Source organism: Aeromicrobium sp. Leaf291 (genome assembly GCF_001423365.1).
Lineage (GTDB): Bacteria > Actinomycetota > Actinomycetes > Propionibacteriales > Nocardioidaceae > Aeromicrobium.
Genome location: NZ_LMNM01000001.1, coordinates 231,992 through 249,941, shown reverse-complemented (window position 1 = coordinate 249,941; position 17,950 = coordinate 231,992). Strand labels below are relative to the sequence as shown.

Annotated in this window: 16 protein-coding genes; 9 read left to right on the top strand and 7 right to left on the bottom strand. The window is 71.4% G+C overall.

Going from position 1 to position 17,950, the window contains the following annotated elements:
* Positions 1 to 25 precede the first annotated feature (25 nt).
* The gene (locus ASF35_RS01215; RefSeq protein WP_055961626.1) at positions 26 to 493 is read left to right on the top strand and encodes an adenylyltransferase/cytidyltransferase family protein; all 468 of its coding nucleotides are present in this window, start codon (positions 26 to 28) and stop codon (positions 491 to 493) included.
* A 16-nt stretch (positions 494 to 509) separates the two neighbouring features.
* Here ASF35_RS01215 and rfbA read toward each other — a convergent pair whose 3' ends face one another.
* Complete coding sequence (gene rfbA, locus ASF35_RS01210) at positions 510 to 1,373, bottom strand: glucose-1-phosphate thymidylyltransferase RfbA (RefSeq protein WP_055961624.1); 864 nt, start codon at positions 1,371 to 1,373, stop codon at positions 510 to 512.
* Positions 1,374 to 1,452: 79 nt separating this feature from the next.
* Here rfbA and rfbB point away from each other — a divergent pair, with 79 nt between their 5' ends.
* Positions 1,453 to 2,466, top strand: a complete 1,014-nt coding sequence (gene rfbB / locus ASF35_RS01205) for a dTDP-glucose 4,6-dehydratase (protein ID WP_055966019.1) — start codon at positions 1,453 to 1,455, stop codon at positions 2,464 to 2,466.
* A gap of 212 nt (positions 2,467 to 2,678) precedes the next feature.
* On the opposite strand, the gene ASF35_RS01200 is transcribed toward rfbB, so the two are convergent.
* Positions 2,679 to 4,229 (bottom strand): sigma-70 family RNA polymerase sigma factor, encoded by a 1,551-nt coding sequence (locus ASF35_RS01200; protein WP_055961621.1) that lies wholly within the window; start codon positions 4,227 to 4,229, stop codon positions 2,679 to 2,681.
* A 177-nt stretch (positions 4,230 to 4,406) separates the two neighbouring features.
* On the opposite strand from ASF35_RS01200, the gene ASF35_RS01195 reads away from it, so the two are divergent.
* Positions 4,407 to 5,108 carry a hypothetical protein gene (locus ASF35_RS01195; RefSeq protein ID WP_156366850.1) on the top strand — a complete coding sequence of 234 codons (702 nt, stop codon included), beginning with the start codon at positions 4,407 to 4,409 and terminating at the stop codon, positions 5,106 to 5,108.
* A gap of 179 nt (positions 5,109 to 5,287) precedes the next feature.
* Here ASF35_RS01195 and ASF35_RS01190 read toward each other — a convergent pair whose 3' ends face one another.
* Entirely contained in the window at positions 5,288 to 5,608 is a 321-nt protein-coding gene (locus ASF35_RS01190) for a hypothetical protein (RefSeq protein WP_055961615.1), read from the bottom strand.
* A gap of 67 nt (positions 5,609 to 5,675) precedes the next feature.
* Positions 5,676 to 6,101: a hypothetical protein gene (locus ASF35_RS01185; protein ID WP_055961612.1), complete on the bottom strand. Its 426-nt coding sequence runs from the start codon at positions 6,099 to 6,101 to the stop codon at positions 5,676 to 5,678.
* A 227-nt stretch (positions 6,102 to 6,328) separates the two neighbouring features.
* Here ASF35_RS01185 and ASF35_RS01180 point away from each other — a divergent pair, with 227 nt between their 5' ends.
* Entirely contained in the window at positions 6,329 to 8,167 is a 1,839-nt protein-coding gene (locus tag ASF35_RS01180; RefSeq protein WP_055961608.1) for a phosphoenolpyruvate carboxykinase (GTP), read from the top strand.
* A gap of 4 nt (positions 8,168 to 8,171) precedes the next feature.
* A complete protein-coding gene (locus ASF35_RS01175; protein WP_055961604.1) occupies positions 8,172 to 8,468 on the top strand; it encodes a helix-turn-helix transcriptional regulator in 297 nt (98 codons plus the stop codon).
* Positions 8,469 to 8,531: 63 nt separating this feature from the next.
* Here ASF35_RS01175 and ASF35_RS01170 read toward each other — a convergent pair whose 3' ends face one another.
* The 3 genes from ASF35_RS01170 to ASF35_RS01160 form a co-directional block, all read right to left on the bottom strand.
* Positions 8,532 to 9,698: a nucleotide sugar dehydrogenase gene (locus ASF35_RS01170; RefSeq protein WP_055961601.1), complete on the bottom strand. Its 1,167-nt coding sequence runs from the start codon at positions 9,696 to 9,698 to the stop codon at positions 8,532 to 8,534.
* 78 nt (positions 9,699 to 9,776) lie between these two features.
* A complete protein-coding gene (locus ASF35_RS01165; protein WP_055961598.1) occupies positions 9,777 to 10,988 on the bottom strand; it encodes an MFS transporter in 1,212 nt (403 codons plus the stop codon).
* 2 nt (positions 10,989 to 10,990) lie between these two features.
* Entirely contained in the window at positions 10,991 to 11,701 is a 711-nt protein-coding gene (locus ASF35_RS01160) for a GntR family transcriptional regulator (RefSeq protein WP_055961595.1), read from the bottom strand.
* A 209-nt stretch (positions 11,702 to 11,910) separates the two neighbouring features.
* Between ASF35_RS01160 and ASF35_RS01155 the strand changes: the two genes are divergently transcribed.
* The 4 genes from ASF35_RS01155 to ASF35_RS01140 are packed head-to-tail and all read left to right on the top strand — an operon-like array spanning position 11,911 to position 17,949.
* Positions 11,911 to 13,245 (top strand): MmgE/PrpD family protein, encoded by a 1,335-nt coding sequence (locus tag ASF35_RS01155; RefSeq protein WP_055961592.1) that lies wholly within the window; start codon positions 11,911 to 11,913, stop codon positions 13,243 to 13,245.
* A 41-nt stretch (positions 13,246 to 13,286) separates the two neighbouring features.
* Positions 13,287 to 14,435, top strand: coding sequence for an acyl-CoA dehydrogenase family protein (locus ASF35_RS01150; RefSeq protein ID WP_055961589.1), 1,149 nt, complete (start codon positions 13,287 to 13,289; stop codon positions 14,433 to 14,435).
* A complete protein-coding gene (locus tag ASF35_RS01145) occupies positions 14,432 to 15,838 on the top strand; it encodes an MmgE/PrpD family protein (RefSeq protein ID WP_055961587.1) in 1,407 nt (468 codons plus the stop codon). Before ASF35_RS01150 ends, ASF35_RS01145 begins: the two co-directional genes overlap by 4 nt.
* Entirely contained in the window at positions 15,835 to 17,949 is a 2,115-nt protein-coding gene (locus ASF35_RS01140) for an acetate--CoA ligase family protein (RefSeq protein ID WP_200931709.1), read from the top strand. The genes ASF35_RS01145 and ASF35_RS01140 overlap by 4 nt, the downstream gene beginning before the upstream one ends.
* Position 17,950: the final 1 nt, after the last annotated feature.

The window sequence follows — 17,950 nt, the reverse complement described above, 5'->3', positions numbered from 1 at the left end:
TGGGCTCACGGCTACCCTGGCGCCCATGACCACGGTGCTCACCTACGGAACGTTCGACCTCTTCCACATCGGCCACCTGAACCTGATCGAACGTCTGGCGGCGCTCGGCGACCGGCTGGTCATCGGGGTCTCGACCGACGAGTTCAACGCCGGCAAGGGCAAGTCGTCGGTGGTCTCCTACGAGGACCGCGCGCGCATCGTCGGCAGCATCAAGGGCGTGGACCTGGTGGTGCCGGAGCAGTCGTGGGAGCAGAAGGTCCTGGACGTCCAGGAGCACGACGTCGACCTGTTCGTGATGGGTGACGACTGGACCGGCAAGTTCGACCACCTCACCGAGTACTGCGAGGTGCAGTACCTGCCCCGCACGGCGGGCGTGTCGAGCACGGGCATCAAGGAGATGCTGCGGGCGCTGGACCCGGCCCACATCGCCGAGATGCAGGAGGCGCTCTCGACGATGAGCCGGCTGCTGAGCCACTACGAGGACCTCACCTGAGAGACCCTCGTGGGCCTCAGCCGTCGAGGAGCTCGAGCAGGTAGCGGCCGTAGCCGCTCTTGTTCAGTCGCTCGCCACGGGCGCGCAGCTGGTCGTCGTCGATGTAGCCCATGCGCCAGGCGACCTCCTCGGGAGCCCCGACCTTGAGGCCCTGACGGCTCTCCACGGAGCGCACGAAGTTGGAGGCGTCGTTGAGCGAGTCGAAGGTGCCGGTGTCGAGCCAGGCGGTGCCACGCTCGAGGATCTCGACGTGCAGGCGCCCTTCCTCGAGGTAGCGCTCCTGCAGCCCGGTGATCTCCAGCTCGCCCCGGTCGGACGGCTTGAGGTCCCGGGCGAACTCGACCACGTCGTTGTCGAAGAAGTACAGGCCGGGGATGGCGAAGGGACTCTTCGGCTCGGTCGGCTTCTCCTCGATGGAGATGACCCGCCCGTCGTCGGCGAACTCCACCACGCCGTAGTCGCGGGGGTCGGCCACCCGGTAGCCGAAGATGGTCGCGCCGTCCTGGTCGACGAACCGTCCCAGGGTGGTGCCGAGGCCGGTGCCGTAGAAGATGTTGTCGCCGAGCACGAGGGCGCTGTGCTCACCCCCGATGTGCTCCTCGCCGATGAGGAACGCCTGCGCCAGCCCGTCGGGGCTGGGCTGCTGGGCGTACGTGAGCCGGATGCCGAACTGGCTGCCGTCGCCCAGCAGCCGCTCGAAGCCGTCGGCCTCGTGCGGGGTGGTGATGACGAGGATGTCGCGGATGCCGGCCAGCATGAGCGTGGACAGCGGGTAGTAGATCATCGGCTTGTCGTACACCGGCATCAGCTGCTTGCTGATGCCCTCGGTGATCGGATGCAGGCGCGTGCCGGTGCCGCCGGCCAGGATGATGCCCTTCACGACTCGCTCCCTCGCCACATGTCCGGACCAACGATCGCATCTGGGCGTGGTCACGGTCGCGGGCCGATACGCTCCGGCCATGCGTTCGTTCTTGGTGACCGGGGGCGCCGGCTTCATCGGCTCCAACTTCGTGCATCGCGTGCTGGAGACCACCGACGCGTCGGTGACGGTGCTCGACAAGCTGACCTACGCCGGCAACCGCGCGTCCCTGGAGGGACTGCCGGCGGAGCGCCTGCGCTTCGTGCAGGGCGACGTGGCGGACGCCGCCCTGGTCGACGAGCTGCTGCCCGGCCACGACGTGGTCGTGCACTTCGCGGCCGAGAGCCACAACGACAACTCGCTGCGTGATCCCCGCCCGTTCGTGGACACCAACCTCGTGGGCGCCTACACGCTGCTCGAGGCGTGCCGCAGGCACGACGTCCACCTGCACCACGTCTCGACGGACGAGGTGTACGGCGACCTCGAGCTCGACGACCCGCAGCGCTTCACGGAGGCGACCCCCTACAACCCGTCGAGCCCGTACTCGTCCACCAAGGCCGGGTCCGACCTCCTGGTCCGGGCGTGGGTGCGGTCGTTCGGCATCCGGGCCACCATCAGCAACTGCTCGAACAACTACGGACCCCGCCAGCACGTGGAGAAGTTCATCCCGCGCCAGATCACGAACATCCTGACGGGGCGCCGGCCGAAGCTCTACGGCGCCGGCCAGAACGTACGGGACTGGATCCACGTGGACGACCACAACGACGCCGTCCTCACGATCATCGAGAAGGGCGAGAACGGCCGCACCTACCTGATCGGTGCCGACGGTGAACGCGACAACCTCACGGTCCTGCGCACCATCCTGCGGACGATGGACCAGCCCGAGGACGCCTTCGACCACGTGACGGACCGACCTGGTCACGACCTGCGCTACGCGATCGACCCGACCCGGCTGCGCGAGGAGCTCGGCTGGGCTCCCCGCCACCAGGACTTCGAGGCCGGTCTCGCCGCGACGATCGAGTGGTACCGGACCAACACGGCGTGGTGGGCCGCCACGAAGGACGGCATCGAGCAGGCGTACGAGACGCCCGCTCCCACCGAGCCCCCGCGCTGAGGCTCACGTCGAGCCGCCGCCCGAGGCCCACGTACGGGCCCGTCTGAGGGGTCCGGCGTTTTGGACCTTCCTCCAGGTGTGGAACATTCGATGACAACCGCTTGAACGGGCGAGTAATGTTCCTGATGAAGCCCCGCTGACTCACCCCCCGAGGTCAGCGGGGCTTTCTCGTGCCCGGCGGGCCCGTCGCGCGTGGCCGGCGGTGAGGACCCTCAGCCGAGGGAGACCGAGTCGTTCGCCGGGTTCGGGTCGACGTTGTCGGGCGCGCTGACCGTCGCCGAGAAGCCCACCGGTTCGCCCGGGCTCCACCAGAACCGGATCGGCTGCGGGTTCGGGCCCGACGCCTGGCACGATCCGCCCGTCCCGATGCGGGTGCACGTCCAGCCCTCGCCGCCCCACAACGACACCTCGGTGCCGGAAGGCAGCTCGACCTGCAGCCGTGGGGTGAGCGTCGGCGACGCCACGGCCAGCGTCACCTCGTAGACGTCGCCGGGAACGGCCTCGAGCACCGAGACGGCCAGGTCCTCGCCCACCTCCACCGGTGGTGTCGTGGTCGGCGGGGGCGTCGTGGGGACCGATGGCGTGGGTCCAGGTGACGTCGGCGCCGTGGGCTCCGGCACGCTCGGTCCCGCCGGCGGGACCACGACGGGCACGGAGAGCGCGGCAGCGAGGACGGGGACGACGGTGGTGAGCGGTGCCACGACGGGAGCCCTCCAGGGCTCCGGGGCCGGATCGTCGCGGTCGTCGGCGCGAGGGGGCGAGCCAGTACCGGGGGCGCCGGTGGCGGCCGCGCTCGGCGGGGTGGCGTCGTCGGAGGGGCCCAGTCGGGACACCCCCACGGCTGCGACGGTCACGAGCACCGCCACGGCAGCGACCCCGACGGCGATCGCCCCGGCGGTCCCGGCGACCCCCAGGGCGGCGGAGCCCGCGCCGGGTGTGCCCGAGCCCTGGGAGCCTCGCGTCCCGCCTCCGTCCACGACGAGGACCCTCGTGTCCCCGAATGCCGCGACCCCCGGAGCGCCGAGGAGAGCCGGCAGCAGCAGGAGGCCGAGGTCGGCCGTGATGCCGCCGACCAGGGCCGCCGCCTCACGGCAGTCGTCGCACACGTCGAGGTGCGCCTCCACCCTGGCGCGGGCACGCGGCCGCAGCCGACCCCGGTCGTAGGCGGGCAGCAGCTCGCGCACCTCGCGGCACTCGGGATCGTCCGTCTGGCCCAGGTGGGCCGTGAGGTACGCGTTGCGCAGACCCTCGCGAGCCCGCAGGGCGAGCGACGACACCGCGTTCGGCTTGATGCCCAGCACCCGGGCCACCTGCTCGGGGGACTCGTCGTGGATCGTCGTGTGCCACAGCACTGCCTGCCAGCGTTCCGGAAGCGTGGCGAAGGCCTGCGCCAGAAGGCTCGACTCCTCGCGCAGGGCCGTGCCGTCGGCCACCGTCGGCGCGTCGGGAGAGGCCTCGAGGTCGTCGTAGAGATCCTGGCGCGACGCGGCCCTCGACGCCGCGTAGAAGCCGTTGCGCACCGACGTGAGCAGGTAGGGGCGGAAGGCGAACTGCGGGCCCGCGCCATTGCGCACGGCGCGCAGCACCGCCACGAACGCGTCCGACGCCAGGTCCTCGGCGGCCGGCGCGCCCGCCAGCGCACCCGCGAGGCGCACCGCAGCGGGGTGGTGCCGCTCGAACAGCAGCCCTGCGGCGTCGTCGTCACCGTCGCGGTAGCGCTGCAGCAGCTCGGCGTCGCTCGGGTCGAGGAAGAGGTCGGTCATCGTTCGCATTCAGCCGGTGAAGATGGGTCTTCTTCCAGGAGACGGTAGTGCCCTGTTCGTCACGCACCTTCGGCCGAGAACTTTTCTCGCGGTCGTGCGTGACCGGTGTGCCGGTTCCCACTCCTACTTCGTGCGACGCACCACGGCGCCGCCGCCAGGAACGAGGAGATGGTCCGCGTGAGGATCCGACCCGTCCGTTCGACGGACACCGAGACGGACGACAGCAGCGAGGCGGACGTGCAGCACGTGCGCGGCCTGCTGGCGCGGTGCTCCCCGGACGGGCACTGGCAGCCGTTGCTGGCCGGACGCCTCGGCCAGCTGCAGGCGCGTCACGGCTCGGACCTGCACGTGCTGCTCGCCTCCGTCGACGAGACGCTGGTGGAGGCGGGGCACGGCCCGGCCTCTCCTCAGGTGGCCTGCGCCGCCCTGACGGCGTGGACCGACGAGCGGGTGCGCCAGGGCCGCGGCGTCGACGACACCCTGACCGGTCTGCCGGGCGCCGACCAGCTCCGTCATCAGCTGGACGGCGGGAGCGAGCTGCAGGTGCGCCGGGTCCTCGTGGCCGAGGTGCTCCTCGACGAGCCGGCCCAGGGTGCGCGCGGACCACTGCGCGACCTGGAGTCCGAGCTGAGCCTCGCGCTGGTCCGGGCCGTCCTCGACGACGGCATCGCGCCGTGCACCGTGTGGTCGCGGCTCGGCACCCATCGCCTGGGCGCCGTGGTCGACGACGGCGGCGTCGCCGGACTCGCCGCCTCGGTGGGCCGCGCCCGACGCTGGCTCGCGCGGTGGCGCGACGACGTGGACGTCGCCGTCTGGTTCGAACCGGTGCCTCCAGATCCCGGCGCGCGCGGCGCGCTGGTCAGGGACCTCGCCATGTAGGGCGAGCGGTCGTCGTCCACGGACCCGTACAGGGGTCGGGTCCGCGGTGGGCAGGTGGGAGACCTGCCCCTCGGGGGGACGGCGACCAGGACCGGCGGTGGCGCGGCCCTGGGGTGCCGATCTGGAGGATCGGCGTCAGCGGGCCCGCGCCGCTGTCGCTCCGATGGACGGGCGGCCGGTCAGCTGCCGACGTCGAACGTCGGGCTCGGCGCCGCGGCCGGGTGGTCGGTCGCCGGCTTCTTCTTCGACGGGGCGATGGAGGTCGGGCGGTCCCGCACGAACTCCTTCTCCATCCAGTGCGCACGGTCCTTGCCAGTGCGCGGGTCCCAGAAGTCGCACAGGATCAGGTCGCCACAGGTGGCGGTGGCGGTGGCCGGGACCATCTCCTTGACCTGCTCGTCGCCGTGGTCCCAGAGGCAGCCGACCCACACCGGCCGGGGGTCGAGCAGCGCCGTCACCGTCCCGGTCGGTTCGGGCTGCTCGTTGATCAGGAGACTCATGCGCCAAACGTAGGTTGCGAACACCTTTTGAACAAGTATGGGCAGGCTGGGTCGGGCTGCGCTCAGGTCAGGTCAGCTCGCGGTTGGCGAACTGCTCGAGCTTCTCGCACACGAACGACACGTGCCGGTGCAGCCAGACGGTGGCGGACGGGCCGAAGGAGTCCGAGGTCGCGTCGACCGAGTAGGTCACCAGGCTGCCGCCCAGGTGGTCCGTGAGCACCAGCTTCTCCTCCAGGTCCGCGATCGGCGTCGCGGTGCGGAGCGCGAGGCACTCGGCCTCCTCGAAGTCGGTCACCTCCACCGTGGCGTCGACGCCGTGCAGGCCGTTGTGGTGCTTGCACACGTACGACGACGTCGGCTCGAGCAGAGGACTGTCGGTGGACGTGCACTCCTCGAGCGCGCTCCACTGCGAGATGGTCTCCAGTGCCACCAGCTCGGCCCAGAGCCGCTCGCGGTCCAGGGAGGACTCGATCTGATAGCCGTCGACCAACATTCCTCGACGGTAGGGGCGGGTCGCGCATCGCGCTTCCCCACACGACGCCGACATTTCGCGTTCCGAACCACAAATTGCCTGCAACGCCAGTGCGCGGGTGACATTTCCCACTTGTTACATCCCGGTAGATGAAAAGTTCTTCAACTCCGGTACGGTCGCTCCAACCCATGGCGGGGCAGACCCGCCAGAACGTGTCCCCGAACGGGGCAACGAGAGGAAACGACACGATGGCAGACGTGGCGGCAGCGCTCGACCAGGCTGGACTCACCAACGAGCACGTGCGCGAGTACGTGCAGCACTGGGCGGGGGTGACGGGTGCCGCGCGGGTCGAGGTCGTCTCGGCCGCTGACGACGCCCGCCTGATCGAGGAGGCGCTCGAGGCCGGGGAGCTGCTCCCCGCCGGCGAGGGTCGCTACTACTCGCGGTCCTACTTCAAGGACACCGCCCGCGCCGAGGAGCGCACCATCGTCGCCACCAGCGACGAGAACGACAAGGGCATCTACAACAACTGGCGTCCGTCCTCGGAGATGAAGGACAAGCTGGTCGGCCTCATGACCGGCGCGTCCGAGGGCAAGACCATGTACGTCATCCCCTACCTCATGGCACCGAAGGGCTCGCCGCTCAGCGAGTACGCCGCCGGCGTCGAGCTCACCGACAACCGCAACGTCGTCATGCAGATGATCCGCATGGCCCGTGTCGGTGCGGAGTACGTGAACGACCTCGGTGACTCCTTCGTGCGCGCCGTCCACGTGACCGGCGACCTCGAGAACCTCGGCCAGGGCACCCCCGACGACAAGCGCTACTTCGTCACCGTCGCCGACGAGCGCACCATCTTGCACTTCGGCTCGTCCTACGGCGGGAACGCGCTGCTCGGCAAGATCGCCCACGGCCTGCGCCAGGGTTCCTACGACGGCTGGAAGAACGGCTTCCTCGTGGAGCAGTTCATGCTGCTCGGCATCGTCGACAAGGAGACCGGCAAGAAGTACCACATCTGTGGCGGCTTCCCGTCCGCGTCGGGCAAGACCAACCTGGCCATGACGCTCGCGCCCGACGCCCTCGGCGACCGCTACTACGTCGAGTTCTACGGCGACGACATCGCGTGGCTGTGGGTCGGCGACGACGGCAAGCTCTACGGCATGAACCCCGAGAACGGTGTGTTCGGCGTCGCCAAGGACACCAACGAGAAGACCAACCCGACCGCCGTGGACTCCATCGTCGACGGCACCGGCGCCATCTTCACGAACGTCGCCTACAACACCAAGACCCAGGAGGTCTGGTGGGAGGGCAAGGGTGACAAGCCCACCGACCTCGACGGCTGGGAGGACTGGAAGGGCGACGCGATCGCCGACCGCACCGGCGACGAGGTCGACGCCCCCTGGGCCCACCCCAACAGCCGCTTCACCACCACGCTGGAGAACGTGCCCAACGTGGCGAAGGACTTCGAGGACCCGAAGGGCGTCGAGATCCACGGCGTCATCTTCGGTGGCCGCACCCGCGACCGTGAGCCGCTCATCCGCGCCATCGACGACGTCGCCGAGGGCGTCTACGACGGCCTGACGCTCGGTGCCGAGGCCACGGCCGCGGCCGACGGTCTCGAGGGCGTGCTGCGCTACGACCCGATGTCGATGCGTCCGTTCATGTCCTACGGCGAGGGCGACTACGCCGCGCACTGGCTCGAGGTGTTCAGCCGCGCCGAGAAGAAGCCCGTGTTCGCGCACGTCAACTGGTTCCAGCGCGGCGACGACGGCCGCTTCCTGTGGCCCGGCTACCGCGAGAACCTGCGCCCCCTCGTGTGGCTCATGCAGTACATGAACGGCGAGGTCGAGGGTCAGCGCACGCCCGTCGGCGTCATCCCGACCCGCGACGAGCTGCTGCTCGAGGGCCTGGACGACCAGGCGCTCGCCGACCTCGACACGATCCTCACGATCGACGTCACCCGCTGGCGCGAGGAGATCGGGCACCGCCAGGTGCACCTGGAGCAGTTCCGCGACCTGCCCGAGGAGATCTGGGAGGCGCACCGTCGCGTCGCTGCCGCACTCGAGGCCGCTGCAGCCGACGACGCCTGAGCTGGTGGGCGACACCGGCGCACCACTGCACCACAGCAAGGCCGAGCTCTTCCGCACGCTCGGGCACCCGGTCCGCATCCGGGTGCTCGAGCTGCTGGAGACCCGGCCCATGGCGGTGCGCGAGCTGCTCGCCGACATCGACGTCGAGTCGTCGTCGCTGTCGCAGCAGCTGGCGGTGCTGCGACGCGTCGGGCTCGTGACCTCCACCCGGCAGGGCGGCACCGTCGAGTACGCGCTCGCCACCGACCGGGTGGCGGACCTGCTGCACGCGGGGCGGGCGTTGCTGGGGGCGCTGGACTGACTCGACCCTTCGACGGGTTCAGGGTCCAGGCTCAGGGAGCGGTGGGGCGCGGGAAGCTGAAGGTCAGTCGTTGCCGAAGAGGTCGCGGGTGTAGACCTTGTCGGCCACGTCGGCGAGCTCGTCGGTACGGCGGTTGACCACGATCACGTCGCTGCGCCGCTTGAACTCCTCGAGGTCGCGCAGCACCTCGGAGCCGAAGAAGGGCTCGTCGGGGAGCAGTGGCTCGAAGACGATCACCTCGGTGCCCTTGGCCTTCAGGCGCTTCATCACGCCCTGGATGCTCGAGGCGCGGAAGTTGTCCGAGCCGGCCTTCATGACCAGCCGGAAGATGCCCACCGTCCTCGGGCCGCGGCGCAGGATGTCCTCGGCCACGAAGTCCTTGCGGGTGGTGTTGGCGTCCACGATCGCGCCGATCAGGTTCTGCGGCACCGACGCGTAGTTGGCCCGCAGCTGCCGGGTGTCCTTCGGCAGGCAGTAGCCCCCGTAGCCGAACGACGGGTTGTTGTAGTGGTCGCCGATGCGTGGGTCCAGGCCGACGCCCTCGATGATCTGCCGGGTGTCGAGGCCGGTGAGCGCGGCGTACGTGTCCAGCTCGTTGAAGTACGCCACCCGCAGCGCCAGGTAGGTGTTGGCGAACAGCTTGATCGCCTCGGCCTCCGTCGAGCCGGTGAGCAGCACCGGCACGTCGTCGTCGACGGCACCCTCGCGCAGCAGCTGCGCGAACTCCTTGCCCTCGGCGGTCTCCGATCCCACCACGATCCGCGACGGGTGCAGGTTGTCGTGCAGCGCCCGACCCTCCCGCAGGAACTCGGGCGAGAAGATGATGCTCGCCCCGGGATGCCGCTCCCGCAGGGTCGCGGTGTAGCCCACCGGCACGGTCGACTTGATGACGATGACGGCCGAGGGCTCGGCGGCAAGGGCCGCCCGGACCACCGTCTCCACCGAGCTCGTGTCGAAGTAGTTGGTCCTCGGGTCGTAGTCGGTGGGGGTGGCCACCACCACGAAGTCGGCACCCGCGCAGGCAGCGTCGGCGTCCGTGGTGGCCACGAGGTCCAGCGGCTTCTCGGCCAGGTACTGCTGGAGCTCGCGGTCCTCGATGGGCGAACGGCGGGCATTGATCAGGTCGACCTTCGCGGCGTCGACGTCGACCGCCACCACCTGGTGACGCTGCGCCAGGACGACGGCGTTCGAGAGCCCGACGTAGCCGGTTCCCACCACGGCGATCCTCATGGTCGCGACGCTAGGTCGCGCAGGGAAACGATGGTCGTCGTCGGCGTGTCGGTGCGGGGCTCTTCTCACGAAGAGTGGTTACCCCTCCTCGGGCAGTGCACGCGTCGCGCTCCAGGAGATGAGGCCGGACGAGGCCAGCAGCGCCCCAGTCAGGTAGAAGATGACCCCCACGCCGGTGGCTCCGGCGACCGCGCCGGCGCCGAGCGGGACGGCGAACTGCGCCACCCTGTTGCCGGCCAGCCTGATCGCCAACGCCGACGCACGGTTGTCGCGGTGCGACACGGCCGTCACCCAGACCATCGTCAGCGGCTGGCCGATGCCCCAGAAGAAGCCGATGACCAGCATCGCGGCACCCAGTGCGACGGCATCGGTGGTGAGGGGCACGAGCGCCATCGGGACGGCCGACGCGAGTGTTGCCGAGATGATGAGCGGACGCCGTCCGACCCGCGCCAGCAGCACGGGCAGCGCGATGCGCGACAGGACCGACGCGACGGCACGCAGCGTGAGCAGGGTCGTCACCACCCCGACGCTCAGGCCGAGCTGGTCGCCGAGGAGTGGCAGGTAGGCGGTGAGCAGGTCGAGCCCCGACAGCACGGTCATGGACGAGTACATGGCCGGCTTCATGCCGCGTTGGCCGAGGATCGTCAGGGGCGACTGCCGGGTGGCGGCCTGGTCCCGACGGCTGCGCTTCTCGCGGGACGCGGGTCGGAAGACGAACGACAGCGGCACCGCTGCTGCGGCCACGGCCGTGAAGACGAGCAGTGCCGGGCCGGTCTCCACCCCGCTGGTGGCGGTGTCGTTGGTGAGGGTGGCGACGACCCCGGCGAGAGGGAAGCCGAGGAACTGGCCGATCGAGACGCCCAGCGTCAGCTGACCGAACCTGCGGTCCATCGAGTCCGGAGGCGACCACAAGGGGATGAGGCTCTGGCACGCGATGGTGTGCAAGATCTGCCCGAAGCCGAGCAGTGCGCTCGCGACGGCGAGGACGGCGAGCTGGTCGCTCGTCGCCGCCAGGGCGACCGCGACGACCGTGAGCAGGAGACCCGACCGGAGCGCCCGGGTGCCCTGGCCGCGGTCGACGGCTCGGCCGATCGGCAGGGCCACGAGGAGCGGGAGGACGGCGAACGCGGCCGTGATGACTCCCACGGAGAACGCGTCGCCGCCGAGGGCGATCGCGCGGTAGGAGATCAGCGTGCGCACGCCGTTGAGGACGGCGTGGGAGACGATCGAGACGAGGACGAGACAGGTGAACCAGGACGGTCGCCGCAGCCAGGCGGGTCGGCCCTGCACCCTCACGACGCTTCGGGGGAGACGGCGTCGGCGGCGTTGCCCGCAGGGCCGGCCGGCCGGAGCCCGGCGTGCGTGGCCCGGAGGTCGCACGCGTGCATGATGTGCTCGTGCATGGCCCGGCTCGCGGCGTCGGCGTCGCCGGCCTCGATCGCGGTCAGGATCGCCTCGTGGTCGTGGCGCAGCTCGGTGGTGAAACCGGTGACGCTCCACAGGGTCACCGAGGGCGTGAAGCGGCTCCAGAGCATCTCGATGCACTCGATCATCACGGGCGACGTGGCCTGGTAGATGGCGAAGTGCAGCGCCTTGTTGAGCCGTGACAGTTCTGCGGGAGAGGCCTGCGACGCGGTGGCGGCGAGCAGCTCCACGTCGGCGGCGCGGATCTGCGTGAGCACCTCGGGGGTCATCCGCTCCATGGCCACCCGGACCGCCAGCGCCTCCATCTCGGCACGCATCCGGTAGAGGTCGGTGGCCATCTGGGGCGTGTAGTCACGCACCGTGGCACCCCGGTGGGCGTGGTAGTCGATCATCCCGTCCGCCTCGAGGACCCGCAGGGCCTCGCGGACGGGGGTCGCGCTCACGCCGTAGCGGCGGGCGATCTCGACCTGGCGCAGCTGGTCGCCGGGGTTGATGAGCCCGTTGCGCAGATCGGTGCGCAGGCGCTCGAGGACGTAGGCGGTACGGCTGCCGGGAAGGGTGACCTCGTCGCTGCGCATGTCGGCTCCTCTCTGTGCGGACGGGTGCCCGCTGACGCACCGTACTCGGGCGGCAGGGCATCGCGCTGGGCTCAGTCTGCCACAAAGATCGTGCGAAAAAGAATCTATAGAATATCTAGACATCCTCGGGCGGGCTTCCTAGAGTGACGTGGAGCACGTGACCCCGGTCACCGATCCGCCGCCGCCAACAGCCCAAGGAGCCTCCGCTCGTGAGCCACCTCGACACCCTCGACGCCGCCGAGCTCGACCGCTGGCGCATCCTGCTCGCCGACGCCTGGGGCCTCATGGCCGCCGGAGGCCAGGCGCCCGGGCTGCGCGCGATGCTGCTCGCCGCCGACGAGCTGGGCGACGGCGACGTGGCGGTGCCGTGGACCGGCCGACGCTGGTCGCCGTCGGCCGCGGCGGCGGTCTCGTCGGCGCTGATCCACGCGTGGGACTTCGACGACACGCACGACGAGGCGGTCGTGCACACGGCCGCCGTGGCCGTGCCCGCGGCGCTCGTCGCCGCCCAGCGCCGTCCGACGAGTGGGGACCGCTTCGCCGACGGCGTCGTGGTCGGTGTGCAGGTGCTCGCGCGGCTCGGCGGTCTCGTCGGACCGCGACCAGGTGTCATCCGCACCGCCGGACTCGGCGCGCCGGCCGCCGCTGCCGCGGTCGCCGCCACCTGGGGGCTCGACCGCGCCGGCATCGAGAACGCGATGTCGCTGGCCCTCGGGGCGTCGCTGGCGCCCGGCTCCCGCCAGGCGGTCGTCGACAGCTCCCTCGCCAAGCGAGTACAGCCGGGCCTCGCGGTGCAGGCCGGCCTCTACGCCGCCTCCCTCGCCGCCCACGGCATCGAGGGTCCGCGCGGCTGGCTGACCGGCGAGCACGGTCTCGTCCCCCGCTCGGACCTGACCGTGGCCGACGTGCTCGACGGACCGTTCGCCGGTGCCGAGCTGGCCATCAAGCCCTACCCGGCCTGTCGGTACGGACACGCGGCCATCGCCGCCGCGGAGGAGCTGTACCGCCGTCACGGCGCCGAGGCCGACGACCGCATCGTCGTGCACCTGCCCGAGGGTGCGTCGTACGCCATGGTCGCGCGGCCGTTCGCCGACCGAGGCGAGCCGATCATCGACGCCCAGTTCTCCGTGCCGTGGCAGGTCGCCTCCGTCTGGACCACCGGTCGCTACGACGTCGCGACCCTCGCCGGCCCCGACGTCGTCGACCCCGGCATCGCGGCCGCGGCCGCGCACGTCGAGGTCCGCCAGGACCTCCCCGCCAGCACCGTCATGAGCGGGGCGACGGTCGAGCTGCACCGCAGCAGTGGTCGGGACGGGGGCACCGTGCACGTGGCCGAGGCACCCATGCCCGGCGGACCCGAGACGCCGCTCGACCGCGCGGCGGTCAGCACCAAGATCCGCACCTGCCTGACCGTGGGCGGCCTCGACGCCGACGTCGAGACCGACCGCATCTGGGACTTCGTCGACGGGGTCGCCGACCTCGACGCCAGCGGCCTGCGCCGCGCCCTCTCCGAGTTCACCCCGTCACGCCAGCCCGTGGCCTGACCACCCGACCGCACACCACCACTTCCCACCGAAGGACACCGATGGACTTCTCCCTGACCCCCGAGCAGACCGCCCTCGTCGACTCCGTCACCAAGCTGGCCGAGAAGGAGTTCGCACCGAAGGCGTTCCAGCGGACCGAGTTCGCCTGGGACAGCCTCAAGGTGCTGGCCGACAACGGCCTGACCGGTCTGACCCTCGACCCCGAGCTGGGTGGCCAGGGCGCGTCCCTGCTCGACGCCGTGCTGGTCATGATGGCCATCACCAAGGTGTGCCCCCACAGCGCCGACGCGCTGCAGGCGAGCAACTTCGGCGCCATCCGCCAGGTCGCGAACTTCGGGTCCGAGCGGGTGAAGCGCGAGGTGCTGCCGAAGCTCCTCGCCGGCGACGCGATCGTCACCGCCGGCATGAGCGAGCCGGAGGCGGGCAGCGCGCTCACCGAGCTGCGCACGTCGGCCCGCATCGAGGGTGACGAGGTCGTCCTCAACGGCCAGAAGGTGTGGAACTCCCACGGTCCGGAGGCCTCCTACTCCGTCGTCTGGTGCCGGTTCGGCCCGACGACGAAGGACATCGGCGCCGTGCTGGTGCCGTTCGACGCCCCCGGCTTCTCGCGCGGGAAGACCGAGCGGCACATGTCGGGCGAGTCGCACTGCCAGCTCTACTTCGACGAGTGCCGCGTGCCGCGCGACTACGTGTTGGCCGAGTCCGGCGCCGTCCGCTCCATGCTGTCGATCTTCGGTGTCGAGCGGATGGGCAACGCCTCGCGCGCCCTCGCCCTCGCCGAGAGCGCCTACGAGCGGGCCGTCGAGCACGCCCAGGTCCGTACGCAGTTCGGCAAGAACCTCTGCGAGTTCCAGGGTCTGCAGTGGAAGTTCGCCGACATGAGGATCCAGCTCGACGCCTCCAAGATGCTGCTCTTCCGTGCCGTGGCCGACGCCGACGCCGGTGCGCCCGACTCCACCGACGCTGCGATCGCCAAGGTGCACGCCAACGAGACGGCGTTCAAGGTGGCCAACGACGCCCTGCAGGTCTTCGGCGCCAGCGGCTACTCCCAGGAGTTCCCGATGGAGTACATCGTGCGCCGCACGCGCGGCTGGATGATCGCCGGCGGGTCCACGGAGATCCTGCGCAACACCATCGCCCAGTCGGTCTTCGGCCGACGCTTCGACCAGCGGGCGGGAGCCAGCCGATGAGCACGAGCACCTCCGCCAGCCCCGACGCGGCCGGCCCGGCGCTCGAGGGCGCCACCGCCACGGTCGCCGAGTGGGCCGCCGCCCAGGCCGACCGGCCCCTCGACGCCGCCACCCGTCACCACGTGCGTCGGCTCTGGGTCGACTACCTGGCCGCGGTCGTCCCCGGCTCTGCCGCGCCGACGTCGCGCCAGGTGGCCCAGCACGCCGCCGTCCAGTACCCCGGCGACGCCGCCGAGGCGGTCGGATCGGGTCGGCTCTCGGCCCTCGGTGCCGCGCTGGTCAACGGCACGAGCGCGCACTGCCTCGAGGTCGACGACGGCTACACGCCGGGCAGCGTCCACCCCAGCACGGTCGTGTTCCCCGCCGTCCTCGCCGCGGCGCAGGCCGCCGGCAGCGACGACGAGCTCACCGAGCGGGCGCTGGCGGTGGGCCTCGAGGGCGTCTGCCGCCTGGCCGCCGCCGGCCACCCGGCCACCTGGCGCAACCACTTCCACAACACCCCGCTCACCGGCGTCCTCGCCGGGGCGCTCGCTGTCGGTGTGCTGCACCGCCTGGACGCTGAGCGGATGGAGCACGCGCTCGGCATCGCCGCGTCCCACGCCGGTGGCCTGTTCGCGTTCCTCGGCCAGGCGGCCGAAGTCAAGCGGCTGCACCCCGGCAAGGCGGCGCGCGACGCGATCGCGAGCGCCGAGCTGGCGAAGGCCGGCATCACAGGACCGCGCGGTGTCCTGGAGGCCCGGCACGGGTACGCCGAGGCGTTCACCCGCGGCGAGCTCGACGCCGAGACCCTGCTGGGTGGGCTCGGTGAGGAGTGGGTCTTCCTGCGCACCTACGTCAAGCCCTACCCCTGCTGCCGGCACCTGCACGGACCCATCGACGCCGCCCTCGCGCTGCGGGCCGAGCACGGGCTCAAGGCCGACGACGTCGCCTCCGTGCTGGTCCGCACCTACACGGTCGCCTCGCACCACGCCGCGACGGACGTCGACGAGTTCCTCGACGCGCAGATGAGCATCCCGTTCGCCGTGACCGTCGCCCTCACGTTCGACGAGGTCGGCCTCACCGAGTTCGGCCCCGAGGCCCGCCACGACGCCACCGTGCGCGACCTCGTCGGTCGCGTCGCCGTGGTGGCCGACGCCGACGCCGACGCGGCCTACCCGCGGCTGCGCCGCGCCGTGCTGGAGGTGACCCTGCACGACGGCACCGTCCTCACCGAGCAGGTCGACACGCCCTACGGCGAGCCGTCGAACCCGGTCAGCGACGACGACATGACCGCCAAGCTCGTCCGCCTGGCCGGTCCGGTCATCGGCCACGACCGCGCCGCCGCCCTGGCCGAGCAGACCTGGACCGCGCCCAGCGCCCGCACGACGCTCGACGTCGTCCTGCCCGAGGAGACCACCCCGTGACCGTCCTGTCCACCACCACCCTCGGTGGCGCCCTGATGCACCCCGAGTCGGTCGCGATCATCGGCGCCTCCGACGACATCAGCAAGACCGGCGCCCGACCGCTCGCGTTCCTGCGCAAGGCCGGGTACACGGGCCGGGTCTACCCGGTCAACCCGCGCCGCGACACGGTGCTCGGCGAGAAGGCGTGGCCGAGCATCTCGGCGCTGCCGGAGACGCCCGACCACGTGTTCGTCGCCGCCGACACCCGCTTCGTCGTCGACGCGGTGCGCGAGTGCGGCGAGCGCGGCGTTCCCGTCGTGACGGTGCTGGCCGGTGGCTTCGCCGAGGCAGGCCCCGAGGGCGCCGAGCGGCAGCGCGAGCTGCTCGAGGTGGCGCAGCGGTACGGCGTCCGCATCGTCGGGCCGAACAGCATCGGCGTGGTCAACCCCGGCGCAGGCATGCTGCTCACCGCCAACGCGGCCTTCGGCGAGGACGACATCCCGGTCGGCCGCACCTTCGTGGCGTCGCAGTCGGGCAGCGTCATCGGTGCCCTGATGACCCGGGCCAAGGCCGTGGGCATCGGGTTCGCCGGGCTGGTCTCGACCGGGTCGGAGATCGACCTGACGCTCGGCGAGATCTGCTCGGCCACGATCGACGACCCCGACTTCGACGCCTACTGCCTGTTCCTCGAGTCGCTCGACAACGCCGAGTCGCTCGCGGAGTTCGCGCAGCTCGCCCACGAGCACGGCAAGCCGGTGACCGTCTACAAGCTGGGCCGGTCCGACGCGGCGGCGGAGCTCTCCGTCTCCCACACCGGAGCCCTCGCCGGTGAGGACAGCGAGGCGAGCGCGTTCTTCGAGGCGTGCGGCTTCGTCCGGGTCGAGAACTTCGAGTCGCTCGTCGAGTGCGGCGCCGTGCAGCGTCGACTCGCCGACGCCCCGCGTCGCCCTGCCACGTCGGCACCGAGGGTGGGGGTCATCACCTCCACGGGTGGCGGCGCCGCGATCGCCGTCGACGAGCTGGAGATGCGCGGCCTGCGGGTCACCAAGCCGTCGAGCGCCACGTTCGCCGCGATCAACGACGCCGGCATCGCCGTGGCCGAGAGCCTGATCGTCGACCTCACGCTGGCCGGCACCCGGCACGACAAGGTGACGACCGTCCTCGGGATCCTCGAGGCCAGCCAGGAGCTGGACCTGCTCGTCTTCGTGATCGGCTCGTCGGCCCGGCTCAACCCGGAGCTGGCAGCGAGCGCGATCGAGGACTTCGCCGGCCGCGACCTCCCGGTCGTCGCGTGGGCGCTGCCCGACGCGCTCGTCACGCTGCAGCGCCTGCACCGCGCCGGGGTCCCGGCCTTCCGCACGGTCGAGTCGTGCGCGGAGTCCGTGGCTGCCACCTTGCGCACCAGGTCGCCGCGGCCCGAGGCGCTCACCACCGTCCCGCACCCGGCCGGCCCCACCGTCGCCCTCGACGAGCGGGCCTCCGCCGACGTCCTCTCGGCCGTCGGAGCCCGGTTCCCCGCGAGCGCCGTGCTCGGACCCCACGACGACGTGCCCGAGGGCCTGCCCTACCCCGTCGTGGTCAAGGTGCTGTCCGACGAGATCGCCCACAAGTCCGACGTCGGCGGTGTCGAGGTCGGTGTCGCCGACGCCGCGGGCGTGCAGGCCGCGCGCGAGCGCATCCTCCACAGCGTGGCCCGGCACCGGCCCGAGGTCGGCGCGGACACGGTGCTGGTGCAGGAGATGGTCGTCGACGCCGTCCAGGAGATGCTCGTCGGCTACCGGGTCAGCGAGACCGTCGGTCCGATGGTGGTCCTGGCCGCCGGTGGCGTCACGGTCGAGCTGTACGGCGACAGTGCCGCGCAGCTGGCCCCCGTCGACCGTGAGGTGGCGCTCGGCATGATCGAGTCCGTCCGGGCCACCGCGCTGTCGCGAGGCTACCGCTCCGCCCCCCACGGCGACCTGGACGCACTCGCCGACCTGGTCGTGGCGGTGTCCCGCCTGGCGCAGCACCGCCCCGACGTCGTCGAGGCCGAGATCAACCCCGCCGCGGTCCTGCGCGACGGCCACGGAGTGGTGGCGCTGGATGCGCTCGTCACGGTCCGCACCCCCACCCCTGTGACGAAGGAGAGCTGAC